The 20,298-nt window shown below is 73.1% G+C and carries 20 protein-coding genes; 11 read left to right on the top strand and 9 right to left on the bottom strand.

The window, feature by feature from the left end:
- Positions 1-152: 152 nt before the first annotated feature.
- From PV350_RS31575 to PV350_RS31585, 3 genes are read right to left on the bottom strand one after another with little or no spacing between them, the layout of a single operon-like run.
- Positions 153-1,010 (bottom strand): FAD binding domain-containing protein, encoded by an 858-nt coding sequence (locus PV350_RS31575; RefSeq protein ID WP_499515131.1) that lies wholly within the window; start codon positions 1,008-1,010, stop codon positions 153-155.
- Entirely contained in the window at positions 1,007-3,400 is a 2,394-nt protein-coding gene (locus PV350_RS31580; protein ID WP_499515132.1) for a xanthine dehydrogenase family protein molybdopterin-binding subunit, read from the bottom strand. The genes PV350_RS31575 and PV350_RS31580 overlap by 4 nt, the downstream gene beginning before the upstream one ends.
- On the bottom strand, positions 3,397-3,939 hold the full coding sequence (locus PV350_RS31585) for a (2Fe-2S)-binding protein (RefSeq protein WP_326571469.1): 543 nt from the start codon (positions 3,937-3,939) through the stop codon (positions 3,397-3,399). Before PV350_RS31585 ends, PV350_RS31580 begins: the two co-directional genes overlap by 4 nt.
- 147 nt (positions 3,940-4,086) lie before the next feature.
- Between PV350_RS31585 and abmR the strand changes: the two genes are divergently transcribed.
- Positions 4,087-4,635: an ATP-binding transcription factor AbmR gene (abmR, locus tag PV350_RS31590; protein ID WP_499515133.1), complete on the top strand. Its 549-nt coding sequence runs from the start codon at positions 4,087-4,089 to the stop codon at positions 4,633-4,635.
- Between the two features lie 35 nt (positions 4,636-4,670).
- Here abmR and PV350_RS31595 read toward each other — a convergent pair whose 3' ends face one another.
- Together PV350_RS31595 and PV350_RS31600 are read right to left on the bottom strand one after the other, a co-directional pair.
- A complete protein-coding gene (locus tag PV350_RS31595; RefSeq protein WP_499515134.1) occupies positions 4,671-5,645 on the bottom strand; it encodes a helix-turn-helix domain-containing protein in 975 nt (324 codons plus the stop codon).
- Positions 5,646-5,729: 84 nt separating this feature from the next.
- Complete coding sequence (locus tag PV350_RS31600; RefSeq protein WP_500337224.1) at positions 5,730-9,494, bottom strand: S8 family serine peptidase; 3,765 nt, start codon at positions 9,492-9,494, stop codon at positions 5,730-5,732.
- Positions 9,495-9,831: 337 nt separating this feature from the next.
- Here PV350_RS31600 and PV350_RS31605 point away from each other — a divergent pair, with 337 nt between their 5' ends.
- Both PV350_RS31605 and PV350_RS31610 read left to right on the top strand, forming a co-directional pair.
- Positions 9,832-10,554 (top strand): hypothetical protein, encoded by a 723-nt coding sequence (locus PV350_RS31605; RefSeq protein WP_500337225.1) that lies wholly within the window; start codon positions 9,832-9,834, stop codon positions 10,552-10,554.
- Positions 10,551-11,081, top strand: coding sequence for a SixA phosphatase family protein (locus PV350_RS31610; protein WP_499515137.1), 531 nt, complete (start codon positions 10,551-10,553; stop codon positions 11,079-11,081). Before PV350_RS31605 ends, PV350_RS31610 begins: the two co-directional genes overlap by 4 nt.
- 48 nt (positions 11,082-11,129) lie before the next feature.
- On the opposite strand, the gene PV350_RS31615 is transcribed toward PV350_RS31610, so the two are convergent.
- A complete protein-coding gene (locus tag PV350_RS31615) occupies positions 11,130-12,059 on the bottom strand; it encodes a helix-turn-helix transcriptional regulator (RefSeq protein WP_500337226.1) in 930 nt (309 codons plus the stop codon).
- 288 nt (positions 12,060-12,347) lie between these two features.
- On the opposite strand from PV350_RS31615, the gene PV350_RS31620 reads away from it, so the two are divergent.
- Both PV350_RS31620 and PV350_RS31625 read left to right on the top strand, forming a co-directional pair.
- Entirely contained in the window at positions 12,348-13,394 is a 1,047-nt protein-coding gene (locus tag PV350_RS31620; RefSeq protein ID WP_499515139.1) for an NAD(P)-dependent alcohol dehydrogenase, read from the top strand.
- Between the two features lie 117 nt (positions 13,395-13,511).
- Positions 13,512-13,865 (top strand): hypothetical protein, encoded by a 354-nt coding sequence (locus PV350_RS31625; protein ID WP_500337227.1) that lies wholly within the window; start codon positions 13,512-13,514, stop codon positions 13,863-13,865.
- On the opposite strand, the gene PV350_RS31630 is transcribed toward PV350_RS31625, so the two are convergent.
- Positions 13,811-14,422: a TetR/AcrR family transcriptional regulator gene (locus PV350_RS31630; RefSeq protein ID WP_499515141.1), complete on the bottom strand. Its 612-nt coding sequence runs from the start codon at positions 14,420-14,422 to the stop codon at positions 13,811-13,813. The genes PV350_RS31625 and PV350_RS31630 overlap by 55 nt on opposite strands.
- A 149-nt stretch (positions 14,423-14,571) precedes the next feature.
- Here PV350_RS31630 and PV350_RS31635 point away from each other — a divergent pair, with 149 nt between their 5' ends.
- The 4 genes from PV350_RS31635 (at position 14,572) to PV350_RS31650 (ending at position 18,018) form a co-directional block, all read left to right on the top strand.
- Positions 14,572-15,489, top strand: a complete 918-nt coding sequence (locus PV350_RS31635; RefSeq protein WP_499515142.1) for an ABC transporter permease — start codon at positions 14,572-14,574, stop codon at positions 15,487-15,489.
- Positions 15,482-16,252 (top strand): ABC transporter ATP-binding protein, encoded by a 771-nt coding sequence (locus PV350_RS31640; protein ID WP_499515143.1) that lies wholly within the window; start codon positions 15,482-15,484, stop codon positions 16,250-16,252. Before PV350_RS31635 ends, PV350_RS31640 begins: the two co-directional genes overlap by 8 nt.
- A gap of 95 nt (positions 16,253-16,347) precedes the next feature.
- Positions 16,348-17,139 (top strand): VOC family protein, encoded by a 792-nt coding sequence (locus PV350_RS31645; protein ID WP_500337228.1) that lies wholly within the window; start codon positions 16,348-16,350, stop codon positions 17,137-17,139.
- Between the two features lie 84 nt (positions 17,140-17,223).
- A complete protein-coding gene (locus tag PV350_RS31650) occupies positions 17,224-18,018 on the top strand; it encodes a VOC family protein (protein ID WP_500337229.1) in 795 nt (264 codons plus the stop codon).
- Between the two features lie 15 nt (positions 18,019-18,033).
- On the opposite strand, the gene PV350_RS31655 is transcribed toward PV350_RS31650, so the two are convergent.
- Both PV350_RS31655 and PV350_RS31660 read right to left on the bottom strand, forming a co-directional pair.
- Positions 18,034-18,945, bottom strand: a complete 912-nt coding sequence (locus PV350_RS31655) for a YceI family protein (protein WP_500337230.1) — start codon at positions 18,943-18,945, stop codon at positions 18,034-18,036.
- A 44-nt stretch (positions 18,946-18,989) separates the two neighbouring features.
- Positions 18,990-19,619 carry a TetR family transcriptional regulator gene (locus PV350_RS31660; protein WP_499515147.1) on the bottom strand — a complete coding sequence of 210 codons (630 nt, stop codon included), beginning with the start codon at positions 19,617-19,619 and terminating at the stop codon, positions 18,990-18,992.
- A gap of 142 nt (positions 19,620-19,761) precedes the next feature.
- Between PV350_RS31660 and PV350_RS31665 the strand changes: the two genes are divergently transcribed.
- Both PV350_RS31665 and PV350_RS31670 read left to right on the top strand, forming a co-directional pair.
- Positions 19,762-19,917 (top strand): hypothetical protein, encoded by a 156-nt coding sequence (locus PV350_RS31665; protein ID WP_499515148.1) that lies wholly within the window; start codon positions 19,762-19,764, stop codon positions 19,915-19,917.
- 29 nt (positions 19,918-19,946) lie between these two features.
- Entirely contained in the window at positions 19,947-20,243 is a 297-nt protein-coding gene (locus PV350_RS31670; RefSeq protein WP_499515149.1) for a DUF4190 domain-containing protein, read from the top strand.
- Positions 20,244-20,298: the final 55 nt, after the last annotated feature.

The raw sequence follows: 20,298 nt of genomic DNA on the forward strand, positions 1-20,298 counted from the left end.
GCCCGTGACGACGGCACGCGCCGGGGCCGTGGGGCCCCACCGCCCCGGCGCGTGCCGTCGTCACGGGAAGCGGCCCGCAGGAGGACCCCGCCGGGGCGGTCCACCCCGGGGGAATCCCGTGCGCCGGCCAGGTCATGCGCTGCGTCCGCTCCTCATGTCAGGTCCGCCGCGGCGAGGACGGCCCTGCGGGTCAGCACCCTCACCAGGTGCTCCCGGTAGTCCGCGGACGCCGACAGGTCGGACGCCGGACGGGTGCCCTCCGCCGCGCTGCCGGCGGCCGAGGCCACCGCCTCCGGTACGGCGTCGGCACCGGCGAGGGCCGCCTCGCAGGCGGTGGCGCGCACCGGGGTGGGCCCCATGTTCGACAGCCCGACCCGGGACTCGACGATGCGGCCGTCGTCCCTCCGCACCAGCGCGGCCACCCCTACCACCGCCCAGGCCTGCGCGCTGAGCTGGAACTTCTCGTAGTGGAAGCCCCAGGCGTCCGTCTTGGGCACCCGTACCTCCACCAGCAGTTCGTCGGGCCGCAGCACCGTCTGCAGGTAGTCGGTGAAGAACTCCCGCGCCGGGACGGTCCGCCGCCCGTCCGGCCCCTGGACGACCAGCTCGGCGTCCAGGGCGAGGACGGCCGCGGGCACGTCCCCCGCGGGGTCGGCATGGGCGAGGGCGCCGCCGATCGTGCCGCGGTGACGCACCGCCGGATCGGCCACCGTGGCCGTGGCGGCGGCCAGCAGCCCGGCGTGCCGCCGCACCAGCGGGTCGTGCACGACGTCGTGGTGCGAGGTCAGGGCGCCGATGACGAGGGTGTCCCCGTCGGCCCGCACCCCGCGCAGGCCGGGGATCCGGCCGACGTCCACCAGGAGTTCGGGGAAGGCGAGCCGCATCCGCAGGATGGGCAGCAGGCTCTGACCGCCCGCCAGCACCTTCGCGTCCTCCCCGGCGAGCGCGAGCTGCCCCACCGCCTCCTCCACGGAGCGGGGCCTGGCGTAGTCGAACGACGCGGGAATCATGAGCCGTCCTCCTCCGGCCGGGCGGACCGCGCGTCCCGCAGGGCCCGCCAGACCCGTTCCGGTGTGCACGGCATCTTCACGTCCTTGACGCCCAGCGGCCGCAGGGCGTCGACCACGGCGTTGACCACCGCCGGGGTCGAGGCGATCGTCCCGGCCTCGCCGACGCCCTTGACGCCCAGCGGGTTGGTGGTCGCCGGCGTCTCGGTGCGGTCGGTGAGGAAGTCGGGCAGGTCGGCCGCACAGGGCACCAGGTAGTCGGCCATGGTGCCCGAGACCAGGTTGCCCTCCGCGTCGTACACGGCCTCCTCGAACAGGGCCTGGGCGATGCCCTGGGCGAGACCGCCGTGCACCTGGCCCTCGACGATCATCGGGTTGACGACCTTCCCGACGTCGTCCACGCACACGTAACTGCGGATCCGGACCCGGCCGGTCTCGGTGTCGACCTCCACCGCGCACAGGTGCGTGCCGTGCGGGTAGGAGAAGGCCTCCGGGTCCTCCACGTGCTCGGCGTTGATCGTCGGTTCCAGCCCGTCGGGCAGGTCGTGCGAGGTGAACGTCGCGAACGCCACCTCCTGGATGGTCCTGCGCGCCTCCGGCGAGCCCTTGACCGAGAAGACGCCGTCGGTGAAGTCCAGGTCGTCCTCGCTCGCCTCCAGCAGGTGCGCGGCGACCTTGCGGGCCTTGTCCACCACCTTCCGCGCGGCGCGGTGCACGGCCACCCCGCCGACGACCAGCGAGCGCGAGCCGTAGGTGTCCATGCCCTGCGGCACCGTGCGCGTGTCGCCGTGCAGCACCTCGACGTCCTCGAAGGGCACGCCCAGCACGTCCGCCGCGATCTGGCTCCAGCTCGTCACATGGCCCTGCCCGTGCGGGCTGGTGCCGGTCAGCACCTCCACCTTGCCGGTGGGCAGCATGCGGATGGAGGCCGCCTCCCAGCCGCCCGCGCCGTAACGCAGGTCGCGCAGGATCCGGCTGGGCGCGAGCCCGCACATCTCCGTGTACGTCGACACCCCGATGCCGAGCCGCGTCCGGTCGCCGCTCTCCTGCCGCTTGCGCTGCTCGGAACGCAGGTCGTCGTAGCCGAAGAGGGCGAGCGCCTTGTCCGTCGCCGACTCGTAGTTCCCGCTGTCGTAGGTCAGTCCGCCGATGGTGGTGTACGGGAACTCGTCGTGGCCGATCCAGTTGCGGCGGCGCACCTCGACCGGGTCCATGCCGAGTTCGGCGGCGAGCTCGTCCATCATGCGCTCGATGGCGAAGGTGGCCTCGGGGCGGCCCGCGCCGCGGTACGCGTCGGTGGGGGTCTTGGTGGTGAAGACGCCCGTGCAGGTGAAGTCGTAGGCGTCCATCTTGTAGATGCCGGGGAACATGAACGCCCCGAGCAGCGGGACGCCCGGCGTCACGATCATCAGGTACGCGCCCATGTCGGCGAGCAGGTCGACCTTCAGCCCGAGCAGCTTCCCCTCGCGCGTCGCGGCGAGTTCGAGGTCCTGGATCTGGTCGCGGCCGTGGTGGGTGGCCAGGTAGCCCTCCGAGCGGGACTCCGTCCACTTCACGGGGCGGCCCAGCTTGCGGGCGACGGCCAGGCCGAGCGCCTCCTCGCCGTACACCTGGAGCTTGGAGCCGAAGCCGCCGCCGACGTCCGGTGCGACCACCCGGAGCCGGTGCTCGGGGATGCCGGTGACGACGGCCATCATCACGCGCACGATGTGCGGGATCTGCGTCGCGGAGTACAGGGTGTACTGGTCGGAGGTGTCCGGCGGCACCGCCACGACGGCCCGCGGTTCCATGGCGTTGGGGATGAGCCGCTGCTGGACGAAGCGCCGGCGCAGCACGACGTCGGCCCGCTCGCGCACGGTCGCGTAGTCCTCGCCGGTGGCCAGCGGCCAGGTGTAGCAGCGGTTGGTGCCCTTGTCGGCGTGGACCAGCGGGGCGCCCTCGGCGAGCGCCGCCTCCATGTCCAGGACCGGAGGCAGCGGCTCGTAGTCGATGTCGATCGCCTCCAGCGCGTCGGCGGCCGCGTAGCGGTCCCGGGCGACGACGACGGCGACCGGGTCGCCGGTGTGGCGGACCTCGTCGACGGCGACGGGCGGGTGCTCGGGCAGCACGATGTCCTCGGTGACGGGCCAGGCGCACGGCAGCGACCCGAGCCCCTCGGCCAGGTCGCGGCCGCTGTACGCGGCGACGACCCCCGGCCGCTCCAGGGCGGGCGTGACGTCGATCCGCTCGATGCGGGCGTGCGCCATGGGGCTGCGCAGGATCGCCATGTGCAGCAGGCCCGGGACGGTGATGTTGTCGGTCCAGTTGGTCCGGCCGGTCACCAGCCGGGCGTCCTCCTTGCGGACCCGGGCGCGGCCGACCTCGGGCTCGCGTCCGGTGAGCTGGTCGGTCATACCGGTGCCCCGCTTCCGGCCGTGCTGGGCTCGGCGTGCTCGGCCACGGCGCCGGGCTCGGGAGCCTGGTGCCGGCGTTCCTCGGCGGCGGCGGCCAGCACGGCGCGCACGATGTTCATGTAGCCCGTGCACCGGCAGAGGTTGCCCTCCAGGCCCTCGCGGACCTCCTCGGGCGTGGGGTCGGGGTTCTCCCGCAGCAGGTCGCGGGCGGCCATGATCATGCCCGGGGTGCAGAACCCGCACTGCAGGGCGTGCTGCTCGTGGAAGGCCCTCTGCAGCGGGTGCCACTCGCCGTCGGCGGAGGCCAGCCCCTGGATCGTCGTCACCTCGCCGCCGTCGGCCTGGACGGCGAGCACCGAGCAGCTCTTCACGCTCTTCCCGTCGAGGTCCACCGTGCAGGCACCGCAGTTCGTGGTGTCGCACCCGACGGGGGTACCGGTCAGACCGAGCCGGTCCCGCAGGTAATGGACGAGCAGGAGGCGGGGCTCCACCTCGTCCTCGTAGGCCGTGCCGTCCACCTTCACCGAGATGCGGGTCATATGCCCTCCCAGAGGCGTCGCGTGGCGAATCCCCCGTTCTGCTCCGATACGCGCAACTGTAAGTCGCGCCCGGGGACAACGCGACGCCTCGGACGCGAGTTTCAGGGGGCTCTTGCGCTCGGAAATCCGAGGCGTAATGTTGATTACATGATTACCAGCGAACAGAAGGAAGCGCTGCGCGGCTGGCTCGCCGGGCGGCTCCCCGACGGACTGTTCGAGGCGCTCGTGGACGTGGCCGTCGACCGCGAGGAGATCACCGTCGTCGGCCGCATCCCCGAGCCCGCGGTCGGCGCCGGCGCGTCACCGGTGGAACGCGAGGCCGCGCTCGACGGACGGATCGCCGAGTTCCGGGAGCGCACCCGCGAGGACCGCGTCGCCGTCGCCCGCGAGGCGGAACACCGCTTCGGCCGCAAGGTCTCCTGGGGCGTGGAGTGCGGCGGGCGCCGGGCCCTGTACACCACCGTCTCCGTCCCCGTCATGACCCGGCTCCGCCAGCCCGAGCGCCAGGTCCTCGACACCCTCGTCGCGGGCGGCGTCGCCCGCAGCCGCAGCGAGGCCCTCGCCTGGTGCGTCCGCCTCGTCCGCGGCAACACCGACACCTGGCTCGGCGACCTGCGCGCATCCCTGGAGCACGTCCAGCGCGTCCGCGCGCAGGGCCCCGACCGCGACACCCCGGCGTCCGCCGAGGACGACTGACCGTCCCCGCCCGCCCGGCCCGGGCGACCCTGCGCTCAGGCCCAGCCTCGGCGGGCGGCGTGCCAGCCGAGCTGGATGCGGCTGTCGACACCGGCCTTGGCCATGAGTTCGGCGATGCGGCGCTGGACGGTGCGCCGGGAGACCCCGAGGCGGCTCGCGGCCGCCTCGTCGGTGAGCCCGGCGAGCACCAGCGCGAGCAGGCGGGCGTCGAACTCCTCGATGCCGTCCGGGCGCTCCTCGGCGACGCCGTCCCCCGCCGCCCGCGGCGACAGCGGATAGGCCTGTTCCCAGGCCAGTTCGAAGTACGCGACCAGCGCGTCGAGCAGCCCGCCCGCGTGCACCAGCACCGACGCCGCGGCGGTGTTCCGGCCGCTGAGCAGCGGCAGCATCGCCAGGTCCCGGTCGGCGATCATGAATTTCACCGGGACGACGTCGGTGACGCCGATCCGCTGGCCCGCCGCGAGGTCCGCGAGCGCCCGCGTGACCATGCCGGGCTCGTTGAGGGCGTCACGTTGCACGATCGTGCGGTAGAGGACCCCGCGGCGGACCCCGGCGCTCTCGGCCGCGTTGTCGTCCGGCCGCACCACGGCGAGCTCGGGCACCATCATCGACCGCACCTCGTGCCGGGCGGACTCCTGGAGCTGCCGGAACCGGTGCCGTACGGCGCCGACCTCGCTGATCACCTCGACGACGCCGCTCCCGGCGGAGGTCCGGTGCTGCTCGGCCAGTGCCAGCACCGCGTGCTCCGCCGCGCCGAGCTCGTCGCGCCGTCGCCGCAGTTCGCCGCCGAGGGCGACCGTGGGGGGTGCCGCCGTGAACCTGGCCGCCGTGCCCGTCACGGCCTCGTGCACGGCGAGGCCGCGCCCGGTCAGGGCCGTCAGCAGTTCCCGTACCTCCCCGGTGGCCCGGCCGCTTTCGGCCGCGAGTTCGTGGACGGCGGCACGGCCGCGGGCCACCAGGAGACGGTAGATCTCCTCTTCGGCCGGGCCGAGACCGAGCGCGGCGAGCATGGGACTCCTCGGAGCGGGTGGGGACGCCGGGCGGGCCCCGGCCTGTGGATGCCCGGGGCCCGCCCTTGACGCGGATGCGGAAAGTTACTTCAGTCCGTAGGCCCGCGTCACCTCCTGCGTGAGGCTGTTGCCCGCGTCGTCCCAGGTCCGGGCCTTCAGCGACACGAACCCGCGGTGCGGGGCGTCGAAACGGGCCGTCCAGTGACCCGCCGCCGTACGGTCCAGGCGGACCGGACGCCAGTGGCGCCCGTCGTCGTAACTGACGGACAGCGTCGCGCCCGCGACCCGGCCCGCCCCCGCCGCGTGCGGCAGGTGGCTGCCGGTCAGGCGCAGGGTCTGCCGGCCGCCGCGCGCGTTCCCCGAGAGGTCGGTGGCGATCCCGTAGTCCAGTTGCATGAGGGCCATCCGGTCGATCCCCAGCGGATCGGTGACCGGCTCGGACCTGACCCGCCACACGCTGTGCGTCCGGGGGGAGAGGCGGTAGGCGGCCGCGTCGCGCTCCGCGCGCAGGTCCAGGGTGTACGTCGAGGGCACGGTCGGGACCGGCCAGAGCGTCGCCGACGCGTACGCCGAGGTCTTCACCAGCTCACCGTCCTGGTACACCTTGAGGTCCAGGCCGGCGGTGCCGTCCTGCATGGTGCCGCCATGGCCGCTCCCGCTGTCCGTCCAGGGCTGGACGTTGAAGGACAGGAAGCCCTGCTGACGCTCGGACCACCAGTAGCCGCCGCCGTTGCGCGGATGCGCGACGGGGGCGAACCAGTCGCTCGCCACCCGGGTGCCCGCCCGGTACGTGGTGAGGGCGCCGTTCGACTCGAGAGCCAGACCGGGCCCCGTGATCGCGTCCTCGGCCCACGAGGTACCGGGCTGCGCGGAGAGGTAGTCGGTCCGCGTCCCGGGCATGTCCATCCTCAGCGGGAACCCGACCGCGTAGGTGCGGTAGGGCCGGTAGTCCCAGCGGTACTCGCCACTGGGGTACCCGGTGGTGCCGTGGAAGCGCATGTCCACGACGGCCAGTTCCGAGGCGCGCGGCCGGTAGGTCAGGCCCGTCGCCGGGATCCGGCCCGGGTGCGGGGCGACCAGGTCGTAGACGTACGGCGAGTCGGGCACGCCCTCGACGTCCAGGCGCAGCGTCCCGTGCCGGGCCCGCTCGATCAGCGGCCTGCCCTCGCGGGTGGTCACCGAGGCCACCGGGACGCTGCTGTAGCCGCCCTCGTCGGTGCCGACGTACTCCAGGAGCTTGCCCGGTCCGTCGTTGACGACGATCAGCAGGGCGGCGCCGGCGTCGGCCGCCGCCTCGGCCCGCTGCGAGCCGGTGAGCGCGTCCGAGCGGTCCACCAGCACGGCCTTGCCCTTGACGCGCAGCCCGGCGTAGTCGGCGGGTGCGCCGGAACCGGCGTACACCACGCCCATGCGTTCCCGGCCCTCGTAGAAGCCGGTCCCGGCCTGGCCCAGGACGGTGACGGGCCTGCCGTCACGGGACAGGGACAGCAGCGGGTAGGCCTTGCGCCAACGGGTCTCGTACTCGAAGGTGCCGCGGGTCACCTGCCGGGTGGGCAGGACGAACATGCTGTCGTACGTCGACGGCAGGAGGTACTGCGAGTCCACGGTGCTGGTACCGCCGTCCGAGCGGTACCAGTTCATGTAGAGCATCCGGTCCTCGGTCCTGCGCGGCACCTCGGCGGTGACCTCGAGGGTCCTGCTCGCGTCCAGGACGAGCGCGCGGCCCCGGTCCATGACGAGTTCCGGGTCGCCCATCAGGGCCATGCCGAGGGAGTCGGGGCCGTGGCTGCCGGCTACGGCGAGGTAGCTCAGCGCGCTGTAGGTGCCGGCCCGCAGTCGCACGGTCGCGCGGCCGGTCCCGTCCACGGGGACGATCTGCGGGTCCGCGTCGGTGCCGAAGCGCTGCAACTGGACGAAGCCCGGGGCGGGCTTGCCCGACCGGTCCTTCAGCGTGACGTCGAGGGGGTGACGCTCCTCCTCCCGGTACAGCCCGACCTGGGTACGTGCCCGCACGGCGCCGGACGCGTCGCTCGCGGAGATCTGCCCGAGGTAGCGGCGGCCGTCGGCGCCGAGCCCCGGCCGGGCGGTGGCGGTGACGGAGGCCGTCCCGTGCGCCGGGACGGTCACCGAGTCCGCGGAGAGGGTGAACATCCCCTCGGGTGCGGGGGTCCCGGCGTCGGCGCCCGGATCGACGTCGTACGGGCCGCCGGCCACGGCTGCGGTCATGCCGAGGGCAAGGGTGACGGGGGAGCCGCCGCTGTTGCGGTAGGTGACCGTGCGTCCGACCGCGGCCGGGCCGCCGTGCGGCCAGGCGTCGAAGCCGAAGTACGCCGAGCCGGTGGCGGTGACCGTGGCCGCGGTGGAGGCGGCCAGGTCGGCCCGCCCCGCCCCGACTTGATAGGCCGTCAGTCCGGGGAGCGGCTTGGCCGTGCTCATCAGTGCGTCTTTGAGCTGCGGGGCACTCCAGTCCGGGTGCTCCTGCGCCAGGATCGCCGCGGCGCCCGCGACGTGCGGAGTGGCCATCGAGGTACCGCTCATCGTCTGGTACCAGCCGCCGTCGGCGCTGCCCCCGGCCTTCGCGGCCAGGATGTCCACGCCGGGGGCGGCGATGTCCGGCTTGAGCGCGTAGTCGCCGTACCGCGGGCCCGTGGTCGAGAAGTACGCGAGCTCGTCCTCGGAGTCCACCGCGGCCACGGTCAGCGCGGAGCCGGCGGTTCCCGGGGCGCTCATCGACGCCTCGTAGCCGGTGTTGCCGGCGGCCACGACGAACAGCGCGCCGCTGCTCTCGCTGAGCCGGTCCAGGGCCTGACTCATCGGGTCCGTGCCGTCGGTGGGCTCGGACCCGCCGAGGCTCATGCTGACCACCTTGGCGCCCTGACCGACCGCCCACTCCATGCCCGCGATGACCCAGGAGTCCTCGCCGTACCCCTCGTCGGCGAGCACCTTGCCGATCAGCAGGTCCGCGCCGGGGGCCACGCCCTTCTCGGCGCCTTCGGAAGCGGCGCCGCTGCCGCCCACGGTGGAGGCGGTGTGCGTGCCGTGCCCGTTGCCGTCCTCGGCGGATTCGCCGGGCACGAAGCTGACCGCGCCGCTCACCCGGCCCGCCAGGTCGGGGTGGTGGGTGTCGGCCCCGGTGTCCAGCACGGCGACCTTGACGCCCTTGCCGTCGAGCCCGGAGCCCCAGGCCGCGGGCGCGCCGATCTGCGCGGTGCTGTCGTGGAGCGTTGCGCGGACCCGGCCGTCCAGCCAGATCCTGGACAGGCCGCCGCGCAGGGTGGGCCGGTCCGCGGGGGCGTCCGTGGCCACCGAGGTCCACAGTTTCCTGACCTGCTTCTTGGCCGCCCTGACGGAGGCCCCGTTGACGCTCCTGAGCGACCGCACCTTGGTGGTGCCGGCGGGCGCCGTGGCCGCGACCTCGCCGCGGTAGCCGAGGATCAGCGGGATGCCGGTGCTGTGCTGGTCGTCGTAGCCCTGCTCGATCAGCGAGGTGACGTCGAACAGCCTTCGGTCCAGGCGGTTCGCGGCGAGGTAGGGCAGGGCCTCGTCCGGGTAGACGTACAGGTCGTCGCCGACGGTCTCGGTCCGTACGCCTCCGGTGGAGCCGTGCGGGCGCCGCACGTCGACGGACTTCTTGCCGCCGCCGACGTCCGTCACCCGGACGACATGGCCGGTGATCAGCGTGACCGTGCGGGTGGCGACGGAGGGACGGGCCGCGGCTGGTGCCGGCGGTGTGCCGTCCGCCGCCGCGGGCCCGGCCGGGCCGGTCAGGGTCGTGAGGACGGCGACGACGCCGACGGCGGCCGCGAGGGCCCGTCCGCCTCGTGGGCGACGGGGTATGAGGGAGGTCATGGCCCGGTCCTACCGGCCCCGCCCGGACCGGGGGAACGACCGGCGACTGGCGTCAAAGCGCCACGTCTCACATGTGCCAGCGGGCCGGCCCCGCAACCGGCGACACCGTCCGGGCCCGTGCGGCGGACGGCACGCCGTCGTCGCACCGGGGCGCACCGCGCCGGCCGGCCGCAAGTCCTCCGGCCCGCACGGCACTTCGTGGTCGTCCGCGTGCCGGCGGTCCTGCCGGGCCCGCCGGGCGGCTGCGTCGTCCCCTTTGCGCGCGAGCGCCGTGCGAGACCCCGTCACCCGGTGCGGGCACCTGCGCCGGTGAGCCGTACGGGTTAGATTCGGAGGCGTGTTGCGCATCGTGGACGGCAGGAGCGGCGAGCCCGTGGAACTGGACCCGGGGCGGCGCTTTCCGCTGCGGGTGCTGGCCCACACCGGCGCCGTGGGCGGGACGACCGCGCTGAGGGTGCTGCTGCTGGCGGACGTCCTGGCGCGTACGGCGGAGACCCACGGCGGGCAGGTGCTGGTGGCCTCGGTGGGCCCGGCCGACCCCGCCCTGGACGCGGCCGCGGCGGCACTGGGCATCAAGCCCGGCGCGGCACGCGGCGACGACGTACGCGAGGCCGAGGAGGCGCTCGCCGGCCCCGCCCGCGTGCACGTCGCACCGGCGGGCACCGGGACCGGCGGCCCCCGCCTGGACGTCGGACCGGTTCACCCGGACGAGGTAACCGCGGGGCCCGGCGTACGGCTGGCGCTGCTCCGTCTGGACCGCCGGGCCCCGGCTGAACTGACCCCGCGGACCCTTGAGGCGGCGGACGCGGGGCTCCGGCACTGGCGCGGTGCCGTGGCCCGCTGGGCCGAATCGCCGTCCAGACCGATGTGCGCCGAGTACGTGGAGCGTCTCCAGGCGGCCCTGAGCGCGGATCTGGACACCGCCGCCTACCTGGCCGCCCTCGACCGGCTGGAGACGGAGACCGCCCTGCCGGACGGCTCCCGCTTCGAGACCTTCGCCCAGGCGGACCGCGTGCTCGCCCTCGAGCTGACCGGCGAGGTCGGCGGGGTGAGGTCGTGAGGCGCCGCACGGAAGGACCGCGACGGCTCGTCGTGCTGCGGCACGCCAAGTCGGCCTGGCCGCCGGACGTCCCCGACCACGACCGCCCGCTCGGCCCCCGCGGCCGACGTGACGCCCCGGCCGTCGGCCGCTGGCTGCGCGAGGGCAAGCACACCCCCGACCTGGTGATCTGCTCGACCTCCCGGCGCACCCAGGAGACCTGGGAACTCGCCGCCGAGGCCCTGGGCGCCACGCCGCCCCCGCCGGTGCGCCTCGACGAGCGGGTCTACGCGGCCACCGCCCGCGCCCTCCTCGACGTTCTGCGCGAGGCCCCCGACGACGCCGCGTCGCTCCTGCTGGTCGGCCACAACCCGGGGGTCCAGGACCTCGTCCTGCGCCTGACGGGCGAGGCCCGTGCCGACGCCCTGCTCCGGGCCGCCGACAAGTTCCCGACCTCCGCCCTCGCCGTCCTCACCTGGCCCGGCCCCTGGTCCGCCCTGACCCCCGAACGCGCCCGCCTCGACGACTTTGCCGTCCCCCGCGGCTGAAGCGCGGCACCGGCAGCGGCACCGGCAGCGGCACCGGCGCCGCCCGCCTCAGGCCGAACGCCGGTCGAACCCCCGGGTGTTGTCGGCGCGCGCGGGAGCGCCACCGCGGCCGCCGGCGTCCCGTCGTGCCGCCGGTTCCCGGGCGCTCCAGCTGGCGAGCAGCTTCCAGGCGTCCTGCGAGGCCTGTTCCTGCGCCGGCAGGTACATGAACAGGGTCTGGTCGGGCTCGCCCGGCATCGTGAACGCCTGGTAGTCGACGGTCAGGTCGCCGATGACGGGGTGGTGGTGACGCTTGGTCCCGTGGGTGCGGTCGAAGACCTTGTGGTCGGCCCACCAGCGGCGGAAGTGCTCGCTCTTCATGGCCAGTTCGCCCACCAGCTCGGCGGTGCGGGTGTCCTCGGGGTGACGGCCGGCGTCGAGGCGCAAGGTGGCGGTCATCTCGGCGGCGACCTGCTCCCAGTCCGGGTACAGGGCGTGGGCGGCCTCGTCCAGCAGGATCCAGCGGGTGAGGTTGCGCTCGCGTACCGGCATGGCGTCGAAATCGGCCATCAGCGCGCGGGCCAGGTGGTTGGTGGCCAGCACGTCGGTGCGGCGCCCGAGGACGAAGGCGGCCTGGTCGACGAAGGAGTCCATGAACCGCCGCATCCCGGGCCTGACGCGCTGGACGGTCGGCGCCGAGCGGCGGCGGGCGGTGCCGGGCTTGGGTCCGGCGAGGTCGAACAGGTGGGCACGTTCGGCGTCGTCGAGCCGCAGCGCGGCGGCCACCGCCTCCAGCACACCGGCCGAGGGGCTGATCTGCCGCCCCTGCTCCAGCCGCGTGTAGTAGTCGGTGCTCACTCCGGCCAGTTGGGCGACCTCCTCCCGGCGCAGCCCCGGCACCCGCCGGTAGGCGCCCCGTTCGGGCAGCCCGGCCGATTCGGGGCAGATACGGGCGCGTGATCGACGCAGGAACTCGCTGAGCTCGACGTTGCGGGCCATGCGTCCATTCTCGCTCGCCAGGTCGCGCGGGCGACCCGGGAAAGGGGGTCGCCGAGTCCTACGCAACCGGTTCCCCGGCAGGTCAGGGCCGGAAAGCGGCCCCTGCGGCCCGGTTCCCGCGTGGTGTCCTGGATTGCGGAGGCCCACCGGGCAGGCACGGATCCAGCCGAGCCCCCGTTCCCGGTCCCCCTCCCCTCCCGCAGACGGCATCCCCGAGCGCATCGAGGCTGCCGCCACCTGCCGCGATCACCGAACGTGATGGCACCGATCCTTGAGGAGACCACGGACATGACCACCACCACCCACGCGTACGCCGCCCACGCTCCCAAGTCCCCGCTGGAGCGCATGACCATCGAGCGTCGCGAGGTCGGCGAGTTCGACGTCCTGATCGACGTCAAGTACGCCGGCATCTGTCACTCCGACATCCACCAGGTCGACGAGGGCTGGGGTGAGGCGATCTTCCCGATGGTCCCCGGCCACGAGATCGCCGGCGTCGTCTCCGAAGTCGGCCCCGGCGTCACGAAGTTCCAGGTCGGTGACCGGGTGGGCGTCGGCTGCATGGTCGACTCGTGCCGCACCTGCGACAACTGCAAGGCGGGCCTGGAGCAGTACTGCACGGGCGGCGGCATGATCTTCACGTACAACGCGGTCGGCAGGGACGGCGAGCCCACCTACGGCGGCTACTCCCGCGCCATCGTCGTCGACGAGAACTACGTCCTGCGCATCCCCGACGGCCTCTCCCTGGACGTGGCCGCACCCCTGCTCTGCGCCGGCATCACCACCTACTCCCCGCTCCGGCACTTCGGCGCCGGACCGGGCAGGAAGGTGGCGGTCCTGGGCATGGGCGGCCTCGGTCACCTGGCCGTCAAGATCGCCCATGCGCTCGGCGCCGAGGTGACGGTGCTCTCGCAGTCCCTGCGCAAGAAGGATGACGGACTGCGGCTGGGCGCCGACCACTACCGCGCCACCGGCGACCCGAGGACGTTCGAGGAGCTCGAGGGCACCTTCGACATCATCCTGTCCACCGTCTCGGCTCCGCTCGACTTCGGCGCCTACCTCAAGCTGCTCAAGACCGACGGCGCCCTGGTGAACGTCGGCCTGCCCGAGGAGCCGATCTCCCTGGACCTCTTCTCCGTGATCACCGGCCGCAGGACCATCGCCGGTTCCCTGATCGGCGGCATCGCGGAGACGCAGGAAATGCTGGACTTCTGCGCGGGGCACGGCTTCGGCGCGGAGATCGAGCTGATCCCCGCCGACCGGATCAACGAGGCCTTCCGGCGCATCCTCGCCAGCGACGTGCGCTACCGCTTCGTGATCGACGCGTCCACGATCTGACCGGGCCGCGGCCCGCACGGGACGCCACCGCCACGAGGCCGCCCGCCGACTGAGCCGGCGGGCGGCCCCGGCCGGCCACCACCCCCGGTGGCCGACTGATCCAGGGGAGCAGAAGGCATGCACACCACCATCGACCGTCAGTATCCGGCCGGCCCCGCGACCTGCACGGACCAGTGGCTCGTGGGCCTGCGCCGCCACGCGGCCCGCAGTGGCGAGACCTGGCACTACTACGTCGTCGACGACACCAAGGAAGGAGCCGACGCCGCCGTGGCCGCCGCGATGGGGCGAGCCGCGGCCCGCGACCAGGCCGACCAGGCCGACCTGGACCCGCCCGCGTCGATCACGGACCTCGAGGTCAGGCGGCTGCGCCACAGTCCCCTGGGCCAGGTCTACCTGGAGCCCGGCCCGCGCAGGCGTCAGGCCGACGCCGCCAGGGCCGCGGCTGTGGCGGCGGCGAGACGGTCGAGGTAGCGGGGGGTGAGGGGGGAGCGGAGGACCGCGAGGCGCCAGTAGAGGGGGCCGGCCATGAGGTCGAGCGCGAGGTCGCAGTCCGTGCCGGCGGGGAGCTCGCCGCGTTCGACCGCGGCCTCGACGATGGCGGTGGCGATGCCGCGCTGGGTGTCGCGCAGCGCCGTCTGCAGGGTCTCGGCGATCTCCGGGTTGCGCGAGGCCTCCGCCAGCAGGTCGGGGATGATCTGCGAGGCGACGGGGTGCCGCAGCGCCCGCGCCGTCACCTCCAGCAGCATCCGGATGTCGCCCGGCAGGCTGCCGGTGGCGGGCGCCGGCACGCCGAGCGCCGCGACGGCGGAGACCACGTCGAGGACGAGCGGCAGCTTGGAACGCCAGCGCCGGTAGACCGCGGCCTTGCCCACGCCCGCACGCCGTGCGATGCCCTCGATGGACATCCGGCCGTACCCGACCGCGGCGAGCTCCTCGAAGACGGCCGCCCGGATCGCCTCCGTGACATCGTCTCGGAGCACAGCCGCCCCGGCGGGGGCGCGTCGTGGGGGTGCGGTGTCCGGTGCCATGTCCGGCAGCCTACGCGACGACGGGACGGAACGGTTGCGTTCCAACGCTCGTGTGGTCTAACGTCCTGGTAACGACGATACGGTCTCGTTCCGTCGGCGCACAACCACCCCCCCTTGCGCCTCACCCCCCGAACGGAAGCGCCCCCCTCGTGAGCCTTGACATCGAGTCCTCCTCAGCGGCGCCCGCGCCGCCCGGCGCTCCGGCGCCGTCCCCCGCACAGCTGGCGGCCAAGTACGGCCTCACGGTGAGCGGGGCCCGTCCCGGTCTGGGCGCCTACGTGCGGCAGCTGTGGGGACGCCGGCACTTCATCACCTCGTACGCCACCGCCCGCGTGGCGGCGCAGTACACGCGGGCGCGCCTGGGTCAACTGTGGCAGGTGCTGACCCCGTTGCTCAACGCGGCGGTCTACTACCTGATCTTCGGCCTGCTGCTGGGGACCGACCGCGGCGTGGACAACTACATCGCGTTCCTGGTCACCGGCATCTTCGTCTACACCTTCACCCAGTCCTCGGTGATGGCGGGCGTGCGTGCGATCTCGGGCAACCTCGGCCTGGTGCGGGCCCTGCACTTCCCCCGCGCCAGCCTGCCGATCGCGCAGACGATCATGCAGCTGCAGCAGTTGCTGATGTCGATGCTGGTGCTCTTCGCCATCGTGCTGATGACCGGCGAGGTGCCGAGGCCGTCCTGGCTGCTCGCGATCCCGGCGCTGATCCTGCAGTCGGTGTTCAACGCGGGCCTGGCGCTGGTGATGGCGCGGCTCGGCAGCAAGATGACCGACCTCGCGCAGCTGATGCCGTTCATCCTGCGGACCTGGATGTACACCTCCGGTGTCATGTACAGCATCAGCCACGTGGCGGCGCACGCGCCGCAGGCCGTGAAGATCCTGCTCGGTCTGAACCCGGCGGCGGTCTACATCGACCTGATGCGCTTCGCGCTGATCGACAGCTTCACCTCCGAGCAGCTGCCGCCGCACGTGTGGGCGGTCGCCCTGGGCTGGGCCCTGGTCATGGGCATCGGGGGCTTCGTGTGGTTCTGGAAGGCTGAGGAGAGGTACGGCCGTGGCTGAGCGCATCCCCACCGTGATCGTGGACGACCTGCACATCGTGTACCGGGTGCACGGCGCGGGGTCCGGCCGCGGCACCGCGGTCAACGCCCTGTCGCGGCTGGTCCGCCGCAAGGGAGGCAACCCCAACGTCCGCAAGGTGCACGCCGTGCGCGGCGTCAGCTTCACCGCCTACCGGGGCGAGTCGATCGGGCTGATCGGCTCCAACGGCTCGGGCAAGTCGACCCTCCTCAAGGCGGTCGCGGGGCTGCTGCCCGCGGAGAGCGGCAAGGTGTACACCCAGGGGCAGCCCTCGCTGCTCGGCGTGAACGCCGCCCTGATGAACGACCTGACCGGCGAGCGCAACATCATGCTCGGTGGCCTGGCGATGGGGATGTCGCAGGACGAGGTGCGGGAGCGCTACGACTCGATCGTGGAGTTCTCCGGCATCAACGAGAAGGGCGACTTCATCTCCCTCCCGATGCGGACCTACTCCTCCGGCATGGCGGCCCGGCTGCGCTTCTCGATCGCCGCGGCCAGGAGCCACGACGTCCTGATGATCGACGAGGCGCTCGCCACCGGCGACAACCGGTTCCGCAAGCGCTCCGAGGCGCGGATCCGCGAACTGCGCAAGGAGGCCGGCACCGTCTTCCTGGTCAGCCACAACAACAAGTCGATCCGCGACACCTGCGACCGCGCCATCTGGCTGGAGCACGGCACGCTGCGGATGGACGGCCCCACGGACGACGTGCTCAAGGCCTACGACGCGTTCACCCAGGGGAAGTGACGCCGCCCGGCGCGAGCCGGGCACCGGTGCCAGACTGAGGACGGACACCGGGACCACGGCAGCACCGGGCACGCACGCAGGCCAAGGAGACCGCCATGCTCACCACCCAGTACGTCAACGGCGCCCCGAACTGGATCGACCTGGGCAGCCCGGACCTCGGGGCGGCGGTCTCCTTCTACACCGGGCTCTTCGCCTGGGACGCGCAGTCGCTCGGGCCCGAGGCCGGCGGCTACGGCTTCTTCCGTCTCGGCGGGAAGACCGTGGCCGCGTTCGGGCCGCTCAGCGAGGAGGGCATGCGGTCCTCCTGGACGCTGTACTTCCAGACGGCCGACGCCGACGCCACCGCCAAGGCGGTCGAGCAGGCCGGCGGCACGGTCCGCTTCGCGCCCTTCGACGTCTTCAGCAACGGCCGGATGGCCGGCTTCACCGACCCCGGGGGAGCGGAGTTCGCCGTGTGGCAGCCCCGCGACACCAAGGGCCTCGACGTGGTCACCGAGCCGGGCAGCCTCGGGTGGGCGGAGCTGTACGCGCCGGACGCCGCCGCGGCCGGCGCCTTCTACGGCGCGGTCTTCGAGTGGCAGGCGCAGGACGTGCCGCTGGGCACCACCCGCTACGCCGTGCTGTCGACCTCGGGCGGCGGCCGGGAGGCGTCCCTGGGCGGCATCGTGGAGATCACCGAGGAGATGAGGGCCGCCGGCGTCACCCCGCGGTGGCTGCCCTACTTCGAGGTCGAGGACGCCGACGCGGTCGTCGCCAAGGCCGCGCAGCTGGGCGGGACGGTCGTCATGGCGCCGCAGCACGCCGAGGGCGTCGGGCGCTTCGCGCACCTCGCGGACCCCTTCGGCGCGCTGTTCGCGGTCATCGCCAGCCAGCCACGGCAGGGCTGACGGAGCGGCACGGGGCCACTGTCAGTGCCCGCTGCAAGACTGGGAGCGACCAGGGCACAGCACCCCCCGTCGAAGGAGCACCCCATGCTCAGCACCAACTACGTTCCCGGCGCCCCCAACTGGCTCGACCTGGGGACCCCCGACGTCGAGGCCTCGGTGGCCTACTACCGCGAGGTCTTCGGCTGGGACTTCCTCTCGGCCGGACCGGAGGCCGGCGGCTACGGCATGTTCCGCACCGGTGACCGGACCGTCGCGGGCATCGGCCCGAACAACGAACCCGGCGTCACCACCGCGGCCTGGGAGCCGTTCTTCCAGACGGCCGACGCCGACGCCACCACCAAGTCCGTCGAACAGGCGGGCGGCGGGGTGCGGTTCTCCCCCATGGACGTCTTCGACCTCGGGCGGATGGCGGCGTACGCCGACCCGACCGGGGCCCGGTTCTGCGTGTGGCAGCCGGGCGCCAACAAGGGCCTGGACGTCGTCAACGAGCCCGGCTCCCTGTACTGGACCGAGCTCTACACCACCGACGCTCCCGCGGCGCTGGCCTTCTACCGCTCGGTCTTCGAGTGGAAGACCGAGGACTCCCAGATGCCCGGCAACGTCTACACCATGGTCTCCCCGGCGGGCGGCGGCGAGAGCGACGCCCACGGCGGCGTCATGCAGCTCGACGAGGAGATGCTGGCCGCGGGCGCCGGCGGGCACTGGCTGCCGTACTTCGCGGTGGCCGACTGCGACGCCATGCTCGCCAAGGCCGTCCAGGCCGGCGGCACGATCCGCGTCCCCGCGATGGACATGCCGCAGGTCGGGCGCTTCGGCCAGGTCGTCGACCCGCAGGGCGCGGCCTTCGCCGTCATCACACCGGTGCCCTCCGCGGGCTGAGGGCACGCGCGGCGGCTACTCCGGTGGCGTCGGGGTGTCGTGGCTGGAGAACATGGCCTGGACGTCGAGTTCCAGCTTGATGGTCGGGCCCACCACCGCGATGCCCCGCGCCAGCATGCTCCGCCAGTTGAGGGTGTAGTCGTCGCGGTGCAGTTCGGCGGTGGCGAAGGCGGCGCAGCGCAGCTCCTCGCCGTAGCCGCCGGTCGCCATGCCCAGGTAGTCGGTGTCCAGGGTCACCGAGCGGCTGGTGCCGTGCATGCTGAGGTGGCCGTGGACGGCCCACCGGGAGCCGCCCTGGTGCACGAAACGGTCGCTCGCGAACCGGATCCAGGGATGGGCGGCCACGTCCAGGAAGTCACCGGAGCGCAGGTGGTCGTCCCGGGTCCGGTTGCCGGTGTTGATGCTCGCGGCGTCGATGGTGATCTCGACGTGGGAGTCCTCCATGCGTTCCGCGACGCGTATGCCGCCCTCGAAGCGGTCGAAACGGCCGTGCACATGGGCCATGCCGACGTGCTTGGCGATGAACCGGACGGCCGTGTGCGGCGGGTCGAAGAACCAGGTGCCCGGCGGCGGCAGTTCGAGCCCCGGTGCGGGGGTCAACCGCACCGCGCCGATGGGGGACTGGAGTCCCTCCGCGATCTCCACCGTGCCCCGGTAGGGCCGCATGCCGTCCGCGCTGATCATCACGGAGTGGTGCCCGGGCGGCAGGGTGGCGAGGAACGTCCCGTACGGGTCGCTGATCGCCCTCACCTGCGTGCGGTGGGTGCGGGCGTCGGACACGGTGACCTCGGCCCCGCCCATCGGCCGACCCGCGGGGTCGAGCACCTGACAGCTGATCAGTCCCGCGCCCCTGGCGATCGGTGGCAACAGAGCCGGATCCGTGGTGCCGTTGGCCGTCCGATTGCGCCGAAAGAGTGCGAAAGCCATGCGACCACCCTAGATGCCGGGCCCATGCAAGTGTCAATTCACCCTCAGGCGTCCAGCCAGTGCCGACGTCCCAGGTGGATCAGGTAGAGCTCCTTGCGGGCCCGCTCCGCGATGCGTTCCTCGGCCGCGGCGTCGCCGGTTGGCGCCTCCATGAAGGCGATCGCCGTCATCAGCATGCGGTCCACGTACAACTCGGCGAGCATGCGCACGTCCTCGGCCGTCCAGCCCTGCGAGACGGGCTGCGCGCCGAGCCCCGCGGCCACTTCGTCGGCGAAGAGCGAGAGTTCGGCGGCGATGGCCTCGCGGACGGCCTGCACCCCGCCGTGCCGCTCGCGGGCGATGAAGCGGATGTGCGACCGGTGGTCGCGCACGTGCAGGGTGATGACGCGGACGGAGCGGGCGATGACCTCCTCGGCGTCGTCCTGCTCGGCCAGGATCGCCCGGATCATCGCGTGCAGACTGCCCAGCGACTCGGCGACCAGGGCCACTCCGAGATCGCCCATGTCGCGGAAGTGCCGGTAGAACCCGGCGGGCGCGACCCCCACTTCACGGGTGACCTCGCGCAGCCCCAGGCTGCTCAGACTCTGGTTCTCCAGCAGGCGCAGGCCCGCGTCGAGGAGGGCCCGCCGGGTCTGCTGCTTCTGGGCCTCACGGACCCCGAGGGTGTGACTCATGTCATCCAGTAAACAGCCGTTCGCCGAGTTGCGCGAGAGTAGAGTACCGACTCAGTGAACAACTGTTATTCCAGTTGTTCACTGAGCTGTGACGTCGTCCGCAGCCCGCAGTGCCATCCGGCAACCGAGAAAGGCACACGCCGTGACCCTCCTCGTCGTCCTGGTCGCCATGGGGATCCTCCTGGGCACCGTCTCGTACACCTCGTCCTCCGTCTTCTTCGTCGCCGCGGGCGTGGTCGGTGTCTGGCTGCTCACGTTCTACGTCCGCGAGCGCGTCGGGCACCACCGCCACCGTTGACCCCACGTCTCCCAGGGGGGAACCCACCCATGGACTCCTACGTACCCGCCCGTGAGCGCGAACTGCGCGCCATGGAAGCCCGGTCGGGCTCGGACGGTTCCGACGGCATGGCCGTCGCCTCGTTCGTGCTGGGCCTGGTCGGCCTGCTGGCCTTCAACATCGTGCTCGGCCCCTTCGCCCTGATTCTCGGTGGCGTCGCGCTCGTCCGGGGCACCCGGCGTCCGGTCCGGGCGATCCTCGGCCTGGTCCTCGGCGCGGCCGACCTGATGGTGCTGGTCGTGCTCATCACCATGAACAAGGGCCTCATCTGGCCGTTCGGCCTCTGACCGCCAGGGACGCGGCCGACGGGAAACGGGGGACCGGGTCCCCACCCTTCACGGG

Source organism: Streptomyces sp. PA03-6a (genome assembly GCF_033792765.1).
Lineage (GTDB): Bacteria > Actinomycetota > Actinomycetes > Streptomycetales > Streptomycetaceae > Actinacidiphila.

What these genes read in the sequence shown, in the direction of transcription:
- abmR (WP_499515133.1), top strand. Translation starts at nt 4,087, where the DNA reads ATGATTACCAGCGAACAGAAGGAAGCGCTGCGCGGCTGGCTCGCCGGG.
- PV350_RS31670 (WP_499515149.1), top strand. Translation starts at nt 19,947, where the DNA reads ATGGACTCCTACGTACCCGCCCGTGAGCGCGAACTGCGCGCCATGGAA.
- PV350_RS31575 (WP_499515131.1), bottom strand. Translation starts at nt 1,010, where the DNA reads ATGATTCCCGCGTCGTTCGACTACGCCAGGCCCCGCTCCGTGGAGGAG.
- PV350_RS31645 (WP_500337228.1), top strand. Translation starts at nt 16,348, where the DNA reads ATGCTCACCACCCAGTACGTCAACGGCGCCCCGAACTGGATCGACCTG.
- PV350_RS31660 (WP_499515147.1), bottom strand. Translation starts at nt 19,619, where the DNA reads ATGAGTCACACCCTCGGGGTCCGTGAGGCCCAGAAGCAGCAGACCCGG.
- PV350_RS31585 (WP_326571469.1), bottom strand. Translation starts at nt 3,939, where the DNA reads ATGACCCGCATCTCGGTGAAGGTGGACGGCACGGCCTACGAGGACGAG.
- PV350_RS31630 (WP_499515141.1), bottom strand. Translation starts at nt 14,422, where the DNA reads ATGGCACCGGACACCGCACCCCCACGACGCGCCCCCGCCGGGGCGGCT.
- PV350_RS31580 (WP_499515132.1), bottom strand. Translation starts at nt 3,400, where the DNA reads ATGACCGACCAGCTCACCGGACGCGAGCCCGAGGTCGGCCGCGCCCGG.
- PV350_RS31655 (WP_500337230.1), bottom strand. Translation starts at nt 18,945, where the DNA reads ATGGCTTTCGCACTCTTTCGGCGCAATCGGACGGCCAACGGCACCACG.
- PV350_RS31650 (WP_500337229.1), top strand. Translation starts at nt 17,224, where the DNA reads ATGCTCAGCACCAACTACGTTCCCGGCGCCCCCAACTGGCTCGACCTG.
- PV350_RS31595 (WP_499515134.1), bottom strand. Translation starts at nt 5,645, where the DNA reads ATGCTCGCCGCGCTCGGTCTCGGCCCGGCCGAAGAGGAGATCTACCGT.
- PV350_RS31625 (WP_500337227.1), top strand. Translation starts at nt 13,512, where the DNA reads ATGCACACCACCATCGACCGTCAGTATCCGGCCGGCCCCGCGACCTGC.
- PV350_RS31615 (WP_500337226.1), bottom strand. Translation starts at nt 12,059, where the DNA reads ATGGCCCGCAACGTCGAGCTCAGCGAGTTCCTGCGTCGATCACGCGCC.
- PV350_RS31620 (WP_499515139.1), top strand. Translation starts at nt 12,348, where the DNA reads ATGACCACCACCACCCACGCGTACGCCGCCCACGCTCCCAAGTCCCCG.
- PV350_RS31600 (WP_500337224.1), bottom strand. Translation starts at nt 9,494, where the DNA reads ATGACCTCCCTCATACCCCGTCGCCCACGAGGCGGACGGGCCCTCGCG.